14 protein-coding genes are annotated in these 16892 nt (G+C 68.8%); 1 reads left to right on the top strand and 13 read right to left on the bottom strand.

The window, feature by feature from the left end:
• Positions 1-12 precede the first annotated feature (12 nt).
• From AAY78_RS18490 to rsmA, 3 genes are read right to left on the bottom strand one after another with little or no spacing between them, the layout of a single operon-like run.
• Positions 13-945 (bottom strand): 4-(cytidine 5'-diphospho)-2-C-methyl-D-erythritol kinase, encoded by a 933-nt coding sequence (locus AAY78_RS18490; RefSeq protein ID WP_046749718.1) that lies wholly within the window; start codon positions 943-945, stop codon positions 13-15.
• A gap of 7 nt (positions 946-952) precedes the next feature.
• A complete protein-coding gene (mgrA, locus tag AAY78_RS18495) occupies positions 953-2020 on the bottom strand; it encodes an L-glyceraldehyde 3-phosphate reductase (RefSeq protein ID WP_045262882.1) in 1068 nt (355 codons plus the stop codon).
• A 9-nt stretch (positions 2021-2029) separates the two neighbouring features.
• Positions 2030-2911 (bottom strand): 16S rRNA (adenine(1518)-N(6)/adenine(1519)-N(6))-dimethyltransferase RsmA, encoded by an 882-nt coding sequence (gene rsmA, locus AAY78_RS18500; protein ID WP_046749719.1) that lies wholly within the window; start codon positions 2909-2911, stop codon positions 2030-2032.
• An 89-nt stretch (positions 2912-3000) separates the two neighbouring features.
• Here rsmA and AAY78_RS18505 point away from each other — a divergent pair, with 89 nt between their 5' ends.
• A complete protein-coding gene (locus AAY78_RS18505) occupies positions 3001-4251 on the top strand; it encodes an MFS transporter (protein ID WP_046749720.1) in 1251 nt (416 codons plus the stop codon).
• Here the strand turns inward: AAY78_RS18505 and AAY78_RS18510 are convergent.
• The 10 genes from AAY78_RS18510 to rsmI all read right to left on the bottom strand — a co-directional run bounded on the left by AAY78_RS18510 (position 4230) and on the right by rsmI (position 16877).
• The gene (locus tag AAY78_RS18510) at positions 4230-5123 is read right to left on the bottom strand and encodes a TatD family hydrolase (protein ID WP_046749721.1); all 894 of its coding nucleotides are present in this window, start codon (positions 5121-5123) and stop codon (positions 4230-4232) included. The two genes, AAY78_RS18505 and AAY78_RS18510, sit on opposite strands and share 22 nt — an antisense overlap.
• A gap of 3 nt (positions 5124-5126) precedes the next feature.
• Complete coding sequence (metG, locus tag AAY78_RS18515) at positions 5127-6719, bottom strand: methionine--tRNA ligase (protein WP_046749722.1); 1593 nt, start codon at positions 6717-6719, stop codon at positions 5127-5129.
• Between the two features lie 39 nt (positions 6720-6758).
• A complete protein-coding gene (locus AAY78_RS18520; RefSeq protein ID WP_046749723.1) occupies positions 6759-8300 on the bottom strand; it encodes a molybdopterin-dependent oxidoreductase in 1542 nt (513 codons plus the stop codon).
• A gap of 19 nt (positions 8301-8319) precedes the next feature.
• Positions 8320-9489, bottom strand: a complete 1170-nt coding sequence (locus tag AAY78_RS18525; RefSeq protein ID WP_046749724.1) for a glycoside hydrolase family 1 protein — start codon at positions 9487-9489, stop codon at positions 8320-8322.
• Positions 9490-9530: 41 nt separating this feature from the next.
• Complete coding sequence (locus AAY78_RS18530) at positions 9531-11258, bottom strand: ABC transporter ATP-binding protein (RefSeq protein WP_052748842.1); 1728 nt, start codon at positions 11256-11258, stop codon at positions 9531-9533.
• Positions 11255-12169, bottom strand: a complete 915-nt coding sequence (locus tag AAY78_RS18535; RefSeq protein ID WP_046749725.1) for an ABC transporter permease — start codon at positions 12167-12169, stop codon at positions 11255-11257. Before AAY78_RS18535 ends, AAY78_RS18530 begins: the two co-directional genes overlap by 4 nt.
• Positions 12166-13146, bottom strand: coding sequence for an ABC transporter permease (locus tag AAY78_RS18540; RefSeq protein ID WP_046749726.1), 981 nt, complete (start codon positions 13144-13146; stop codon positions 12166-12168). Before AAY78_RS18540 ends, AAY78_RS18535 begins: the two co-directional genes overlap by 4 nt.
• Complete coding sequence (locus AAY78_RS18545; protein WP_046749727.1) at positions 13143-14822, bottom strand: ABC transporter substrate-binding protein; 1680 nt, start codon at positions 14820-14822, stop codon at positions 13143-13145. Before AAY78_RS18545 ends, AAY78_RS18540 begins: the two co-directional genes overlap by 4 nt.
• 118 nt (positions 14823-14940) lie before the next feature.
• Positions 14941-16047 (bottom strand): LacI family DNA-binding transcriptional regulator, encoded by a 1107-nt coding sequence (locus tag AAY78_RS18550; RefSeq protein ID WP_082108765.1) that lies wholly within the window; start codon positions 16045-16047, stop codon positions 14941-14943.
• 2 nt (positions 16048-16049) lie between these two features.
• Positions 16050-16877 (bottom strand): 16S rRNA (cytidine(1402)-2'-O)-methyltransferase, encoded by an 828-nt coding sequence (gene rsmI, locus AAY78_RS18555; RefSeq protein ID WP_046749728.1) that lies wholly within the window; start codon positions 16875-16877, stop codon positions 16050-16052.
• Between the last annotated feature and the right edge of the window lie 15 nt (positions 16878-16892).

The following is a 16892-nucleotide window of genomic DNA, read 5'->3' on the forward strand; positions in this document are numbered from 1 at the left end:
GGCACTCGATCCTCAGCCGATGATGCGGGCACCCGGCACGGGGCCGTGCACGTGCAGCGGGTCGAGCCCGTTCTCCCGCAGGGACGACTGCACGTCCTGCGCCGTCTCAGGGTCGGGGCAGAGCAGCGCGATCGTGGGCCCCGAGCCCGACACGATGCCCTGCAGCGCACCGGCGGCGACCCCGAGGCTGATCGTCTCGGCGAGGTCGGGCCGTTCGTACAGCGCCGCGGCCTGCAGATCGTTGAACAGGGTGTCGGCGAGCTGGGCCGGGTCCCCCGAACGCAGCGCCTGCAGCACGGGGATGGGCACGTCCAGCGACAGCTGCGGGTCGTCGGCCAGGGCACCCTCGTCCTCGCGCAGCAGGTCGAGGCGCTCGTACACCACGGGCGTCGACAGCCCCTGCTCGCTGGGCACCAGGATCCAGTCGAAGCGTCCGCGGGCGAGTGCCGGGTTGAGCTGGTCTCCCCGCCCCGTGCCCACAGCCGTTCCCCCGTGCAGCGCGAACGGCACGTCGGCACCCAGACGCGCGGCCAGGTCGTGCAGTCGGGCCTGCGACAGCCCGGTGCCCCACAGCGCATCGCACGCCACGAGGGCGGCTGCCGCGTCCGCCGACCCTCCCCCCATGCCGCCGGCGACGGGCACGCTCTTGCGGATCTCGAGCGCCACCCCGCCCGGATGATCCACCGCGACGGCGAGCAGCTTGGCCGCGCGCATCGCGAGGTTGCGGTCGTCCAGCGGCACGGACTCGATGTCCTCCACTCCGGAGACCGTCACCGAGAAGTCGTCGGCGGGGAGCGCGATCACGTCTTCGTAGAGCGAGACCGCCTGGAAGACCGTCGCCAGCGCGTGATAGCCGTCGTCGTGCCGGCCGCCGACCCCGAGGAAGACGTTGATCTTCCCCGGGGCGCGCACGTGCACGGAATCGGCGAACGCGGCATGGCTCATGATCGGGTCACAGCTCCGAGGACTTCGCCCACAGGTTGACGTCGATGGCGCCGGCGAGCTCGTCGATGCGGGCGAGCTCCTCGGTCGTGAAGTCGGGACCGTTCACGGCCGCGATGTTCTCATCCAGCTGCTCAGGACGCGAGGCGCCGATCAGCGCCGAGGCGACGACGGGGCTGCGCAAGGTCCACTGCAGTGCGAGCTGCGCGAGCGACTGGCCGCGCCCCTGAGCGACCTCGTTCAGCGAACGCAGGGTCTGCACGGCCTCGTCCGTGAGCCGGCCCTCCGGCAGCGAGCCGCGCTTCTGCGCACGCTCGGCCGTGCCGTCTCCGAGGTACTTGTCGGTGAGCAGGCCCTGAGCCAGCGGGGTGAACGCGATCGCGCCGAGGCCCGACTGCTCCAGGGTGTCGGTCAGTCCGTCTTCGACCCAGCGGTTCAGGATCGAGTACGCGGGCTGGTGGATGACGAGCGGGGTGCCGAGATCCTTGGCGACGGCCACGGCCTCGGCCGTACGCTCCGCACTGTAGGAGGAGATACCGACGTACAGGGCCTTGCCCTGGCGCACGAGCGTGTCGAGCGCGCCGACCGTCTCGGCGATCGGGGTGACCGGGTCGACACGGTGGGAGTAGAAGATGTCGACGTAGTCGAGGCCCATCCGCGTCAGCGACTGCTCGGCGCTCGCGAGGATGTACTTGCGGCTCGCGAAGTCGCCGTACGGGCCGGGCCACATGTCCCAGCCGGCCTTCGACGAGATGATCAGCTCGTCGCGGTAGGGGCGGAGGTCTTCGGCGAAGATGCGGCCGAAGTTCTTCTCGGCGGAGCCGTAGGGCGGGCCGTAGTTGTTCGCCAGGTCGAAGTGGGTGATGCCCCGGTCGAACGCGTGGCGCAGCAGTGCGCGCTGGTTGTCGAGCGGGATGTTGTCGCCGAAGTTCCACCACAGCCCGAGCGAGATCGGGGGCAGGTACAGGCCGGACGTGCCGACCTGACGGTAGGCGAACTGCTGGTAGCGGCTCTCGTCCGCGGCATACGGACGGTGCAGCTCGGGGACATCGGGACGGAAGCGGGGGGAGTCGGTCACGGTGCCAGATTACTGGGTGGAAGCGACATCGTCGGAGAGCACGTCCAGCGCGGGAGCGTGCTGCGCGATGCGCTGGTAGTCCTCGACCGTGAGGTCCTCGCCCCGAGCCGTCGGAGCGACACCGGCGGCGGTCAGCACCTCCGAGGCGGCAGCCGAGCTGCCGAAGATCCCGGACAGTGCCTGACGCAGCATCTTGCGGCGCTGGTTGAAGGCCGCATCGACGATCTGGAACGTGCGACGGCGCTCCTCCTCCGTGCCGCGCTCACCCTCGGACCGGTCGAAGCCGACGAGCAGGCTGTCGACGTTCGGCACCGGCCAGAACACCTGGCGGGAGACGTTTCCGGAGAGCTTCCACTCGCCGTACCAGGCGGCCTTGACGCTGGGCGAGCCATAGATCTTCGAGCCCGGCTTCGCGGCCAGCCGTTCGGCGACCTCGGCCTGGACCATCACCACGCCGCGCTGGAGATACGCGAAGTTCTCCAGGAAGTGCAGCAGCACCGGCACCGAGACGTTGTAGGGGAGGTTGGCGACCAGCACGGTGGGCTCGCCGGGGAGCTCGGTGATGCGAAGCGCATCCGCATCGACGACCGTGAGGCGGTCGGCCTCGACACCGTGCTCGGCGGCCGTCTGCGCGAGCCGGGCCGCAAGTCGGTGGTCGATCTCGACGGCCGTGACGGAGGCGCCGGTCTCGAGGATCGCCAGCGTCAGGGAGCCGAGACCCGGACCGACCTCGACCACGCGCTCGTGCGGCTGCACACGGGCGGCCTGCACGATCTTGCGCACGGTGTTCGCATCGGTGACGAAGTTCTGGCCGAGCTTCTTCGTCGGGGTGACGTCGAGCTCGGCGGCGAGGCGGCGGATCTCGGAGGCGCCGAGCAGGGTGACGGTCATCCCCCCATTCTCCCCCACACTCCGATGTCCCCACTCCTCAGTAGTCTTCTCTGGTGCCTTCCCTCGGAGAACTCGTCGCGCCCCGTCGCATGGGCCGCGATTTCCGATGGTTGCTCGCGTCGTCGTGGACGAGCAACGTCGGTGACGGCGTCGCGCTCGCGGCCGCTCCCCTGCTGATCGCATCGATGACCTCGTCGCCGATCCTGGTGGCGGCCGGCGCGATCCTGCAGTTCCTCCCCTGGCTCCTGTTCGGCCTGCATGCGGGAGCGATCGCCGACCGCTTCGACCGACGCCGCCTGGTCATGTTCGCGAACGCCGCCAGGGCTGTCGTGCTCCTCGCACTGTGCGTCTTCCTGATCACCGGCGTCGCGAACATCTGGATCGTGCTCGCTGTGGCCTTCCTCTACGGCACCGCCGAGGTCTTCGTCGACACGGCGGGCAGCACGCTGCTGCCGATGCTGGTGAAGCCCGCCGACCTCGGCATCGGCAATGCACGTCTGCAGGCCGGATACCTGGTGGCGAACCAGTTCGCCGGTCCGCCGCTGGGCGCCTTCCTGTTCGCCGCCGGCACCGCCTGGCCGTTCCTGCTCGAAGTCGTGTGCGTCAGCCTCGCGGTCGTCCTCATCTCCCGCATGGCTCGCACCCCGGTGCCGCCGCGCGCGATCGACGAGCGCACGCCGGTGCACACCGACATCGCCGAGGGGCTCCGCTGGCTGTGGCGTAACCCGCCCGTGCGCATGCTGGTGCTCATCATCCTGGTGTTCAACATCACCTGGGCGGCGCCCTGGGGTGTGCTCGTGCTCTACGCGACGGAGCACCTGCAGATGGGCGCGGTGGGCTACGGCGCCCTCACGACCGCGTCGGCGGCCGGTGGCATCCTCGCGACGCTCAGCTTCGGCTGGTTGGAGCGACACGTCTCCTTCGCCACCCTGATGCGTGTCGTGCTGTCGCTCGAGGTGCTCATGCACCTGGCGTTCGCCCTCACCACCGCCGGATGGGTCGCGCTGATCATCATGTTCTTCTTCGGGGCGTACGCGTTCGTCTGGGGCACGATCTCCACGACCGTGCGACAGCGTCTGGTGCCCGCCGAGCTGCAGGGCCGGGTGGCCTCCGTGAACATGGTCGGGGTGTTCGGCGGCATGGTCGTCGGGCAGGCGCTCGGCGGCGTGATCGCCCAGGTGTGGGGACTCACCGCGCCCTGGTGGTTCGCCTTCGTCGGGGCGGCCCTCACCCTGCTGCTGGTGTGGAAGCCGATCTCGCAGATCGTGAGCGCGAAGCCCGTCGCCGAGACCGGGCCCGAAGACGTGAAACCCGAAACTCAGTCGGCGAACGAGCCGTAGACCCGCAGGGTGTTCTCGGCCAGCTGGGCGCACAGCTCGTCGACCTCGATGTCGAGCTCGGCGGCCATGAAACGCACGGTGATCGGCACGAGGTAAGGCGCGTTCGGGCGGCCCCGCAGCGGCACGGGGGTGAGGAACGGGGCATCCGTCTCGACGAGGATGCGATCGAGCGGCGTCACCTTCAGCGCATCCCGCAGGTTCTGCGCGTTCTTGAACGTCACGTTGCCGGCGAACGACAGGTGGTAACCGGCGTCCGCGCAGAGGCGGGCCATCGCGTCGTCGCCCGAGAAGCAGTGGAACACCGTGGGTTCCGGGGCGCCGACACGGGAGAGCGTCTCGAGCACGGCCTCATGCGCGTCGCGGTCGTGGATCTGCATCGCGATGCCGTGCTTCTTCGCGAGCGCGATGTGCGCCTCGAACGAGGCGAACTGCGGCGCGCGGCGCTCGGGCTCTGTGCGGAAGAAGTCGAGCCCCGTCTCGCCGATCGCCCTGGTGCGGGGGTGCGCGGCGAGCTCGTCGATCACCTCGATGGCCTCGTCCAGGCCCACGCCGCCCCGCAGGCCCTCTTCCGCGTAGGTCGGGGCATCGTTCGGGTGGATGGCGACTGCGGCCAGGACGCGGGGATCCGACTCCGCGGCCTCGACCGCCCACCGGGACGACTCGATGTCGCCCGAGGCCTGCACGACGCCGGCGATGCCAACGGCCGCCGCGCGGTCGAGCTGCTCGGTGAGGCTCAGCGGCTCGTCGCCGTCGACGATCTCCAGGTGCGCGTGGTTGTCGTACACCGGAACGGCCAGCGGCTCGGGCGCGGCGGGATACCTCAGATCCTTGCGTCCGTCACCGTCACGGCGCTGCACATACGTACCCGACATCGCTCAGGCCGCGGACTCCACCCGCGGGAACAGCGGCGCCAGGCCGTTGACGCTGGTGCCGGGGCGCAGCACGCCCCAGGCTCCGGCCTCGCGGATCGGCTGGTCCTGCACACGGCCCAGGGTCTCGGCGGCGCCGAGGGCGATCCACAGCTTCTCCGTCGACTGCGGCATCACCGGCGAGAGCAGCACGGCGAGCGCACGCAGCCCCTCGGCACAGGTGTAGAGCACGGTGGCGAGACGCTCGCGCTGTTCCTCGTCGCCGCTGTTCGCCTGCTTGGCCAGCGCCCACGGCTCGTTCGCGGTGATGTACCCGTTGAGCGCGTCCACGATGGTCCAGATCGCCGAGATCGCCTCGTCGATGCGGAAGTTCGCGATGGCCGCATCCGCGTTCGACGCGGCATCCGCCACGATCTTCTGGATCGCGAGGTCCTTCTCGGTGTACTCGGCCGCCGGCGGCACGACACCCTCGAAGTACTTCTCGATCATCGCGGTCGTGCGCGAGGCGAGGTTGCCGAAGCCGTTCGCGAGCTCGGCCTGGTAGCGAGCGGACAGGTCCTCCCACGAGAACGAGCCGTCCTGGCCGAAGGCGATCGCGGAGAGGAAGTAGAAGCGGTACGCGTCGGAGCCGAAGACATCGGTGATCTCGGTCGGCGCGATGCCGGTGAGCTTCGACTTCGACATCTTCTCGCCGCCGACCAGCAGCCAGCCGTGCGCGAAGACGCCCTTCGGCACGTCGAGTCCCGCCGCCATCAGCAGCGCGGGCCAGATCACGGCGTGGAAGCGCAGGATGTCCTTGCCGACCACGTGGTACGCCGGCCAGCGGCGCGCGAAGGTCTCCTCGTCGGAGCCGTACCCGACGGCCGTGGCGTAGTTGAGCAGCGCGTCGACCCACACGTAGATGACGTGCGACTCGTCCCACGGCAGCGGGATTCCCCAGTCGAAGGTCGAGCGGGAGATCGAGAGGTCCTTGAGGCCCTGGCTCACGAACGACACGACCTCGTTGCGCGCCGAGTCGGGGCGCACGAAGTCGGGCTGGGTCTTGTACAGCTCGAGCAGCCGGTCCTGGAACTCGCTGAGCTTGAAGAAGTAGTTCTTCTCCTGCAGCAGCTCCAGCGGCTTCGAGTGGATGGCGCAGACCTTCAGGCCCTCGAAGGGTCCGGTGCCGTCGACGATCTCCGACTCCGGCTTGAACTCCTCGCAGCCCACACAGTAGAGCGCCTCGTACTCGCCCGCGTAGATATAGCCGCGGTCGTACAGGCGCTGGAAGAACGTCTGCACGTTCGTCTCATGCCGCTCCTGCGTGGTGCGGATGAAGTCGTCGTTCGCGACGTCGAGGGTCTCCAACAGCGGGAACCAGCTCTCGCTGACGAGCTTGTCGACCCACTCCTGCGGAGTGACCCCGTTCGCCGCGGCGGCGCGCAGCATCTTCTGACCGTGCTCGTCGGTACCCGTCAGCATCCAGGTGTCATCGCCCGCCTGGCGGTGCCACCGTGCGAGGGTGTCGACGGCCACCGACGTGTACCCGTGACCGATGTGCGGCACGTCGGAGGGGTAGTAGATGGGCGTGGTGATGTAGAAGGATTCGCCTGCGGGCATGGAGCAATTCTAGGTGCCGCACGAGAGGTGGTTTCGCGCTCAGCCGACGGAGACGTCGATGCGGTGCCATCCCTGCGCACCGTCGGGTGCGGGGGCGGCCGGATCCGAGGTCTGCGTCTCGCCGTCGGCGCTCAGCGCCCGGCATTCGATGGTGTGCGAACCGCTCTCGGCGGTCCATTCGAGGCTCCACTGCACCCACGTGTCGGCGGAGATCGCGGTGGCGAGATCCGCCCTGCGCCATGGCCCTTCGTCGATGCGCACCTCCACCCCGGCGACCCCGACATGCTGCTGCCACGCCATTCCCGCGATCACGGCGTCCCCGGCCGGGATCGACTGTCCGCGGCGCGGGACGTCGATGCGCGACTGCAGCTTGATGGGCCCGCGGTCGGACCAGCCGCGGCTCGTCCAGTACGCCGTGGCGCGGTCGAACCTCGTGACCTCCAGCTGCGTGACCCACTTCGTGGCCGACACGTAGCCGTACAGCCCCGGCACCACCATCCGCACCGGGAAGCCGTGTTCGATGGGCAGCGGCTCGCCGTTCATGCCGATCGCGAGCAGAGCGTCCCGATCGTCGGTGAGCGCCTCGAGCGGCGTCGACGCCGTGAAGCCGTCTGCCGAGGTGGAGAGCACCATGTCCGCTTCCGCGTCGACGCCCGCACGCGCGAGCAGCTCGCGGATCGGCAGCCCCAGCCAGCGCGCGTTGCCGATGAGCGATCCGCCCACCTCGTTCGACACGCAGGCGAGCGTCACGTCCGCCTCCTGCAGCGGCATGGCGAGCAGTTCGTCCCAGGTGATGCGCACCTCGCGATCGACCATGCCGTGGATGCGCAGCGACCAGTCGGCGGGGTCGACCTGAGGGACGATCAGTGCCGTGTCGATGCGGTAGAACTCCGCGTTCGGGGTCACGACCGTGGCGAGACCGGGGATGTCGAGCTCCGCGCCGGCAGGAACCGCGGCCGCCGTCCTGGCTGCCTTCGGAAGCCGCAGGGCATCGCGGACCGCGTCGATCGAGCGGCTCGCGCCGCGGGCGACGTTGCCGATGATGAGCGCCACGGCACCGGTCGCGGCGACCCCGACCGTCCACAGCAGGAACCTCCGCCGATCCTCGCCGTCGGGGTGCAAGCCGGCGACCGGACGCAGTCGAGCGACGAGGAGACGCAGCACGACCACCGCGACGAGTCCGGCGACGAGACCCGGGAGCCAGGCGAACGGTCCAGCGCCCGGACGGATCATCGCGGCCACGACCGCGAGCACACCGAGTGCGCCGAGGATGACCGCTCCGATACCGGACCGCCGCCGCTCCAGGATACCGGCGAGCGCGGCGACGACCACGAGCACTAGAGCGATGCCCACGATCAGCGCCACCTTGTCGCCGGTGCCGAAGAGCGCGATCGCGGTGTCCTTCGCCCAGCTCGGTGCGAGGTCGATGAGTCCGCTCCCGATCACCGCGAACGGGCTCGCACTCGGCTCGACCACAGCGGCGACGAGCTCTGCCAGCCCGACGGCGAGGAACGACGCGCTCAGTCCGGCCGCAGCCGAGCGGAGCGTGTCGTCCCTCGTCGCGTGCTGCGCGTTCGTCATGACCCGAGGGTAACCCCGCTCAGAGCCCGTTGCGCCGCGCGACCTCTCCCAACCAGGCGAGGGAGGGCTTCGGGAACCGCTCGAAGGTCTCGTGGTCGAAGCCGATCAGCCCGAACGTGGGCCGGAAGCCGCTGGCCCACTCGTAGTTGTCGAGCGCGCTCCAGTGCTGATAGGCACGCACATCGACGCCGTCGGCGATCGCGCGGTGCAGGCCTTCCAGCGCTCCCTGCGTGTAGGCGACGCGTCGGGTGTCGTCGGCGGTCGCGATGCCGTTCTCCGTCACGAGGATCGGTACCCCACCGCTGCGCTCCCACGCACTGCGCACGCCCAGTTCGAGCGCATCGGGGAAGAACTCCCAGCCTGTGAGCGTCGTCTCGACGTCGTCCGACACCGGACGCGGACCTTCCGGGCCGATGAAGGTGCGGGTGTATGCCTGCACGCCGACGAAGTCGTCTCCGGCCGACTGCTCGAGGTACCAGTGGTCGCGCGGGTCGCCGTACGTGGCGAGCATCTCGTCCGCTCCCGGTTCTCCGGTGGAGTGAAACGCCTGCGTGGCGATCGTCCATCCGGCTTTGACTCCCGGCACCGAGTGCAGGATCTCGCTGGCACGGTGGTGCGCGTCCAGCAGGGTGTCGGCCACGGCGAGGTCAGGGTTCGGGAGGCCGTAGGCGACGAGGTTCGCAGCGTCCTCTCCCCCGGCCAGCATCGCGGCGATGTTCGGCTCGTTGATCGTGCACACGTAGTCGACGCCGTCGAGGATCGGGAGCACGGTCTCGACGTAGCGGGAGAACAGATCCACCGCGTCGTCCGCGCGCCAGAAGCCGTCCTTCTGGAACCACTGCGGCACCGTGAAGTGCATGAGCGTGACGGTGGGGTCCAGTCCATTCTCACGCGCCGTGTCGATCATGCGGCGGTAGTGGTCGAGCATCGCCCGCGAGATGAACCCGCGCTCCGGCTCGATCCGCGCCCACTCGACCGAGAAGCGATAGGAGTTCAGCCCCGCCTCGGCGAGCAGCCGCATGTCCTCCGGGTAGCGGTGGAAGTGGTCGGCAGCGTCACCGGAGGGCTCCACCATGGGCGAGTCGGGAGCATGCTCCATCGCCCACCAGTTGCTCGTGGTGTTGTTGCCCTCCACCTGGTGGGCCGCTGTCGCGGCACCCCAGAGGAAGCCGTCGGGGAATGTGAGCACGGATGCGCTCCTCTCTCTTTCTTGCAGGCGTCGTCCGCGCGTCAGCGGGCGCGGGCGGGGTTCGGCACGGCGTCGAGCAGTTCGACCGTGTACGGGTCCTCCGGATGCTGCAGCACCTGCGAGGTCTCACCGCGTTCGACCACTCGGCCGCTGTTGAGCACGAGGATGTTCTCGGTGACGAGACGCGCGCTCAGCAGGTCGTGCGTGATGTAGAGCATGCTGATGCCCCACCGCTCGCGCAGGTCCTCCAGCAGCGCCAGCACTCCGGCGCGGAGCGATACGTCGAGCATCGAGACCGGTTCGTCGGCGATCAGCACCTGCGGGTCGCTCGCGAGCGCCCTGGCGATCACCACGCGCTGTCGCTGTCCTCCGGAGAGCTGGTGCGGCAGCTTGGCCGCGAACTGCTCGACGGGAGTCAGGCCGACGGTCTCGAGCAGCTCGAACACCCGGGCTCTGGCCTCCGGACCGCGCAGCTTCGTGTAGTTCACGACCGGCCGGGTCAGGGCGTACTCGACCGTGTGCAGCGGGTTGAGCGCCGCGTACGGATCCTGGAACACCATCTGCACGTCCTTGCGCAGATCGCGCAGACCACGGCGCTTGAGCGTCGCCACGTCGGTGTCCCCGAAGCGGACGGTGCCGGAGGTGGGCTTCTCGACGCCGGTGAGCATCTTGGCGATGGTCGACTTGCCCGAACCCGATGCGCCGACCAGGGCGAGGGACTCCCCCGGTTCCAGCCGGAACGACACGTCGTCGACCGCGGTGACGGCGCTCTGTCCGCGACGCGGTGCCGGGTAGTGCTTCGAGACGCCCTCGACCACGATCGCCGCATCCGCCCGACGGGTGTCGCGCGACGACACGGTCGGCAGGGTCTCGGTGACGTCGGTGCGCGAACGTCCCTCACGACGCCGGGTGCCCGCGTCGAGGAATCCGGGGATCTCGATCTTCTCGGCCCGGGGGTCGGCGTAGTGGCTCAGCAGCATCCGCGTGTACTCGTCCTGCGGGCGTTCCAGGATGTCGATGCTCCTGGCGTCCTCGACGATGTGTCCCTCGTGCATCACCATCACCCGGTCCGTCGCCTCCAGCACGATGCCGAGGTCGTGGCTGATCAGGATCGCGGTGAAGCGCTCGGCCCGCTGCAGGCCCTTGATCGTGTCCATCACGGCATGCTGCACCAGCACGTCGAGCGCGGTGGTGGGCTCGTCGAACACCATCAGCTGCGGTTCGAGCGACAGGGCGAGGGCGATCGAGGCGCGCTGGCGCATACCGCCGGAGAGCTCACCCGGGAAGCGGGCGAGCACCGAGGGATCGAGGCCCACCTTGCCCACGAGCTCCTGAGCCCTCGCCTCGCGCGCGTCCTTCGGCACGTGGCCGTGCGCAGCGAAGATGTCGCGGAAGTGGTTGCCGATCGTGCGCACCGGGTTGAGCGCGTTCATGCCCGACTGCAGCACCATCGCGAACCCACCCTGACGCTGACGGCGCAGCTCCTCGGCGTCGAGCTCCCGGATGTCACGTCCTCCGAACAGGATGCGTCCTGCGCTGATCCGTGCCGGCGGCTTCTGCAGTCGCGTGAGGGCGAATCCGAGCGTGGACTTCCCTGAGCCGGATTCACCGACGAGTCCGACGAACTCCCCACGGCGGAGGGAGAACGAGACGTCCTCGACCGCGGTGACCGGCGTCGTCCCCGGCGAGGCGTACTCCACCGAGAGGTTCTGCACGTCCAGCAGGATGTCGTTCTCGCGCATGTCGATGTTCTCCGTCATGGCGGTCATCGCCCCTTCCCCTCTCGCAGGCGCGGATTGGAGATGCCGTCCACGCCGAAGTTGATCAGTGTCAGACTGAGCGCCAGCAGGGCGATGCACAGACCGGGGGCGAACAGCAGCAGCCACTGTCCGGTGAGCAGCGAGTTGGAGTTCTGCGCCCAGTAGAGCATGGTGCCCCAGCTGACGATGCTGGAGTCGCCGAGGCCGAGGAACTCCAGCCCCGCCTCCGCCAGGATCGCCGCAGTCGCCGCACCGAAGAGGGTGCCCGCGATGATCGAGGTCATGTTCGGCAGGATCTCGCGGAACACGATGCGCGTCCTGCTGTCGCCCGAGAACTGCGCCGAGGTGACGAAATCGTTCCCCCGCAGCGACTGCGTCTGGCTGCGGAGCACACGCGCACCCCACGCCCAACCGGTCACGACGATCACCGCGATGATCATCAGGATGCCGCCGTTCTGCAGGTAGGCGGCGATCACGATCATGAGCGGCAGGCCGGGGATCACGAGGAAGAGGTTGACGATGAAGCCGATCACCTCGCCGAGGAACCCTCGCATGTACCCCCAGCTGAGGCCGATGAGCACGGCCACGATCGTGGACAGGATTCCGGCGGCGAAGCCGACAAGGAGGCTGACCTGTGCGCCGTAGATGAGCTGGCTGAGCACGTCCTCCCCGGCAGCGGTCGTGCCGAGCCAGTGCGCCCACGACGCATCGGCGTTGCGCTCGAAGCCGTTGTCCTTCGCGCCGTACGGGGCCAGGAGAGGGGCGAACACCGCCACCAGCACGAAGAAGGCGAGGATGCACAGCCCGAGCCGCGCCTTGCCGTTGCTCCAGAGCGTGGCGACCATGCGTCCGAAGGCGCGCCACGGGCTGGGCGCGGCGATGCGCTCGGCGGGGATCTTGACGTTCATGGTGGAGGTCATCGGCGAGTCCTCGGGTCGAGAACCCCGTAGAGGATGTCTACGAGGAAGTTGGCGATGAGCACGCTCACGGTGATCATCAGGAAGAGCGCCTGCATGAGCGGGTAGTCCTGCCCGATCACGGCGTTGAACAGCAGGTATCCGATGCCGGGATAGCCGAAGACCTGCTCGACGAGGATCGATCCGCCCACCACGCCGCCGAGCGTGAGCCCGAAGCCCGTGAGGTTCGGCAGGATCGCGTTGCGGGCCGCGTACCGGAGGGCGATCGTGTGCCCCCGCAGACCGTTCGCCTCACCGAAGGTGATGTAGTCCTCGCCGAGGGTGTTGATCATGGCGTTGCGCATCCCGATGATCCAGCCGCCCAGCGAGGTGAGCAGGATCGTCAGCGCCGGAAGGAACGCATGACTGATCAGATCACCGAGGAACTCCCACGTGAAGCCAGGGGTCGTCGTCGCGGAGTAGGCGCCGGTCGTCGGGAACCAGTGCAGCACGTACCCGAAGAAGAAGAGCAGCAGCAGCGCCGTCCAGAAATAGGGGAACGTGCTCAGGAACGATCCGGTAAGCGTGGGCAGCGAATCGAGCCACGTCCCTCGGCGCCAGGCGGCCATCACTCCGATGAGCGTGCCGATCACGAACGCGAGCACGGTGACGATGCCGACCAGCCCGATCGTGTAGGGGAAGGCCGTGGAGACCATGCTCGACACCGACTGCGGGTAGAACGTGTACGAAACGCCGAAGTCGAGCCGCACGACCTGACCGAGGTAGGCGATGTACTGATCCCACAGCGACCCGGTCGGAACACCCAGCTGCGCCTCGATGGCGGCACGCGTCGCATCCGACACCGGCCCGTTCTGGGACAGCTTGGCGATGGCGGCATCCGCCGGGGAGCCCGGCATCATCCGCGGCAGGAAGAAGTTCAGGGTGACCGCGGCCCACAGGGTGAGCACGAACAGGCCGAACTTCTGGAGCACGTACTTCACTTGTCGTCCTCCTGCACTCGCTCCAGCCGGGTGAAGATACCCAGCGGCGCGGAGTCGTAGTTCTGCGGGATCATGTACGGGTCTTCCTCACTCGGCCAGCCGGTGAACTTGGCATCGCTGAACAGGCCCCAGATGCCGCCGTAGTAGAGGCCGATCACGGGCATCTCGTCGTAGACGATGCGCTGCAGCTCCTTGACGATCTCGGTCTGGCGAGCGGTGTCGACGGTCTCGCGGTACTCGGCCAGCAGCTCATCGACCTCGGGTGACTTGTAGCGCTCGAAGTTGTTCGCCGTGGCCTCGCCGGACGGCACATAGAACTCGCTGGAGAGCAGGTTGTTGTACGCCTGGTAGATGTCGCCGTTCCCCATGCCGCCGATGGCCATCTCGAAGTCGCCATTGCTGATCGCGCTCTGATAGCCCGCGGGCTGCGGGAGCTTGAGGGTGACCTTCACGCCGACCGCGGCGAGCTGGCTCTGCACGGTCTGCGCCGCGCGCGTCCAGTCGGAGTAGCCGTTCGCGGTGGTCAGGGCGAACTCGAGCTGCTGGCCGTCGGCCCCGATGAGCCGGTCGCCGTCGAGTGTGTACCCCGCCTCGGCGAAGGCGGCGAGCGCTGCGTCCCTGTCCTGCGTGATCATGCCCTGGTCGGGGATGCTCGGGTCGAGGTACTGCTGCTGGTTGGGCAGGATGAGTCCGGTCTGACCGGCCGGCTTCATGTAGCCCTCCGATGCCGTCTCGGCGATCTCGTCGCGGTCGAGCGAGAGAGCGATGCCCCGGCGCACGTTCACGTCGTCGAAGGGCGCCACCTCCAGGTTCGGCATGAGCGCGATCACGCCACCCGGCGGGAACCACCAGTTGTTGTGCTCGCTCGCCGCGCCCCAGGTGCCCTCGACGTCGGAGATGAAGGAGTAGGCCCAGTCATAGCCGCGGGTGACGGTGTCGAGCTGGGAGTTCGTGGCGGGGAGGATGATGTGCTCGATCTCGATCGAGTCGGCCTGCCAGTAGTCGGGGTTCTTGTCCATCGAGTACTGCTGGTCGTTGTAGTTGCCGAGCACGAAGGGACCGGTGCCGACCGGGTTCTCGTTGCGGTATGTGCCCGGATCCTTCACGTCGGCCCAGAGGTGCTCGGGGACGATCATGGTCTGGCCCAGGATCGACAGCGAGGGGGCGTCTTCGGTCTTGAGGTGCAGCACCACATCGTCGCCCGAGGTGTCGACACTGTCGAGGTGCTGCCACGCACCCTTGATATCGAGGGACGGGTTGTCCTTGAGCAGCTGGAAGGTGAACGCCACGTCTTCGGGCGTCAGGTCTTCCCCATCGCTCCAGGTGACGCCATCGCGGATCGTCATGACGATGGTGCGGGCGTCGGGCTGCGTCCATTCGGACGCGAGCCAGGGGTTCTGCGTGCCGTCGAGCGGGTTGATCAGGATGAGCGGCTCGTAGATCCACCGGGACGCGGTGCGCGTGTTGGTGAGATACGGGTTGAAGTTCTTCGTGAAGAACGGGTTGCCCTTGTCGGCATTGATCAGCATCGTGTCGGCACCGATCGAGGGATCGGGTTGGGATGTGATCTGGATGCTGCAGCCGCTGAGTGCGACCGCCACGGCCGCGAGGCCCACGATCGCCGCTCTGCGCCAGCGCTGCATCACGCGCCCTCTCGGCGTTGTGCCCTCTGACATCTGCCACCTCATGTCGTCTCTGTCATGACCGGCGACCGACGCCGCCTTCCAGATTGTAAGCGCATACATTTTGAGATCGCAACCCCTTGACACCGGCGCGGCGAGCGTTTCCGGCCGGTCAGACGGGGCGCTGCGAGCTCTCGCGGAGCAGGATCTGCAGCGGCAGACGGGCCACCACGGGCTCCGCCTCGGCGTGCTCGAGACGGCGGGCCAGCACCTGCACGGCCGCGCGTCCGAGGTCGATCATCGGCTGACGGATCGTGGTCAGCGGGGGCTGCGACAGGGCAGCGGCCTCGATGCCGTCGAAGCCCGTCACGAGCATGTCGTCCGGTACGTGGACGTCCGCTCCGCGGAACACGTCGAGCGCTCCGAGCGCCATCTGATCGTTCGCCGAGATCAGCGCGGCCGGCGCCCCCGTGGCGAGAAGCTCCTCGGCCGCCCTCCGACCAGACGCCCGTGTGAAGTCGCCGCGCAGCACCGTCACGTCGTCGAGGCTCCGCCCCGCCCCCGCCACCGCGGCGGCGAAACCGTCCCAGCGCTGCAGACCGTCGGGAGAGTCCGCCGGTCCCGCGAGGAAGGCGAGCCGCCCGTCTCCCACCTGCCCGAGCACGTGCCGGGTCAGCTCCGCCATGGCCTCGGCGTTGCTCACCGTCACGTGGTCGTAGTGATCTCCGCGCGGCGGGCCGGAGAGCACCACCACGGGGATGCGTCGCGCCAGTCGCGCCAGAACGTCGTCCGGCACGCTGCTCGCGAGCACCATGAGGCCGTCGACCCGACCAGCCATGTCCCGCACCGTGGAACGGTCAGGATCATCGCGGCCGACGCCGACCATCAGTACGAAACCCTGCTTCCATGCTTCGAGCTCGGCGCCGCGCAGCACCTCGTCGAGGAACAGCATCGAGGTGTGCCCGCCGTCGGACTCGGTCTCATCGCGGACGATCGCGAAGGGAGGCGCGTGTTCCTCAGCGGCGGAGAGCGCGTCGAGCGGCGGGGCATCCTCCGCGGCGTCGAAGCCGGGGAAGTACAGCCCGAGCACGCCGGTGCGGCGTTCGGCGAGTCCGCGGGCACTGCCGCTGGGGACGTACCCGAGAGCGGTCACCGCATCGAGCACGCGCTCCCGCGTGACCGGACGCACGGCATCCGGCGAGCGCAGCACGCGCGAGACCGTGGCGATCGAGACGCCGGCCCGATCGGCCACGTCGTACACGGTCGCCGCCTTGCTCACGGTCACACTCCTCCGGAGCGAGCGGCGAGAGCCGCCTGGTAGAGGTCGCGGGAGGAGAGACCGGTGAGGGCGGCGACCTCGGAGGCGGCGTCCTTCAGGCGGACGCCGTCCGCGACGAGCGTCTGCACCTGGGTGAGGGCGTCTTCCGGAGAGGCGTCTCGGCGGGAGGCCCCTTCGACCACGATCACGATCTCGCCCTTGACGCCGTCCTCCGCCCACGCGACGAGTTCGGGCGCAGTGCCGCGGCGTACCTCCTCGTAGAACTTCGTGAGCTCGCGACACACGGCGATGCGCCGCTCGTCGCCGAACGCGGCTCCTATGTCCGTCAGCGCACCGGCCAGACGTGCGGGCGACTCGAAGAAGACCATGGTGCGGGGTTCGGCAGCCAGGGCGCGAAGGGTCGAACGCCGCTCCCCCGGCTTGCGCGGCAGGAAGCCCTCGAACGTGAAGCGATCGGTGGGCAGGCCTGAGATCGCCAGTGCCATCAGCACCGCGCTCGGCCCGGGGATCGCGGTCACCGTCACGCCCTGGGCAACGGCCTCGGCGACCAATCCGTATCCCGGATCGCTCACCGTGGGCATCCCGGCATCGCTCATCACGACGATGTCGGTCTCCGCGGCGAGCGCCGCCAGCTCGGCCGCCTTCTGCTTCTCGTTGTGGTCGTGCAGGGCGATCAGGCGAGGTCTGTTGTCGATCTCCAGCGCCTTGAGCAGTCGCTGCGTGGTTCGGGTGTCCTCGGCCACGACGACCTCGGCGTTCTCCAGCACCTCCACGAGGCGGCGAGACGCGTCGCCGAGATTTCCGATCGGAGTGGCGGCGAGGATGATCACCCGCCCAGCTTAGGC

This window comes from Microbacterium sp. Ag1 (genome assembly GCF_001005635.1).
GTDB classification, from domain to species: domain Bacteria; phylum Actinomycetota; class Actinomycetes; order Actinomycetales; family Microbacteriaceae; genus Microbacterium; species Microbacterium oxydans.

What these genes read in the sequence shown, in the direction of transcription:
- metG (WP_046749722.1), bottom strand. Translation starts at nt 6,719, where the DNA reads ATGCCCGCAGGCGAATCCTTCTACATCACCACGCCCATCTACTACCCC.
- AAY78_RS18505 (WP_046749720.1), top strand. Translation starts at nt 3,001, where the DNA reads ATGGGCCGCGATTTCCGATGGTTGCTCGCGTCGTCGTGGACGAGCAAC.
- AAY78_RS18530 (WP_052748842.1), bottom strand. Translation starts at nt 11,258, where the DNA reads ATGACCGCCATGACGGAGAACATCGACATGCGCGAGAACGACATCCTG.
- AAY78_RS18490 (WP_046749718.1), bottom strand. Translation starts at nt 945, where the DNA reads ATGAGCCATGCCGCGTTCGCCGATTCCGTGCACGTGCGCGCCCCGGGG.
- AAY78_RS18510 (WP_046749721.1), bottom strand. Translation starts at nt 5,123, where the DNA reads ATGTCGGGTACGTATGTGCAGCGCCGTGACGGTGACGGACGCAAGGAT.
- rsmA (WP_046749719.1), bottom strand. Translation starts at nt 2,911, where the DNA reads ATGACCGTCACCCTGCTCGGCGCCTCCGAGATCCGCCGCCTCGCCGCC.
- AAY78_RS18520 (WP_046749723.1), bottom strand. Translation starts at nt 8,300, where the DNA reads ATGACGAACGCGCAGCACGCGACGAGGGACGACACGCTCCGCTCGGCT.
- AAY78_RS18535 (WP_046749725.1), bottom strand. Translation starts at nt 12,169, where the DNA reads ATGACCTCCACCATGAACGTCAAGATCCCCGCCGAGCGCATCGCCGCG.
- AAY78_RS18545 (WP_046749727.1), bottom strand. Translation starts at nt 14,822, where the DNA reads ATGTCAGAGGGCACAACGCCGAGAGGGCGCGTGATGCAGCGCTGGCGC.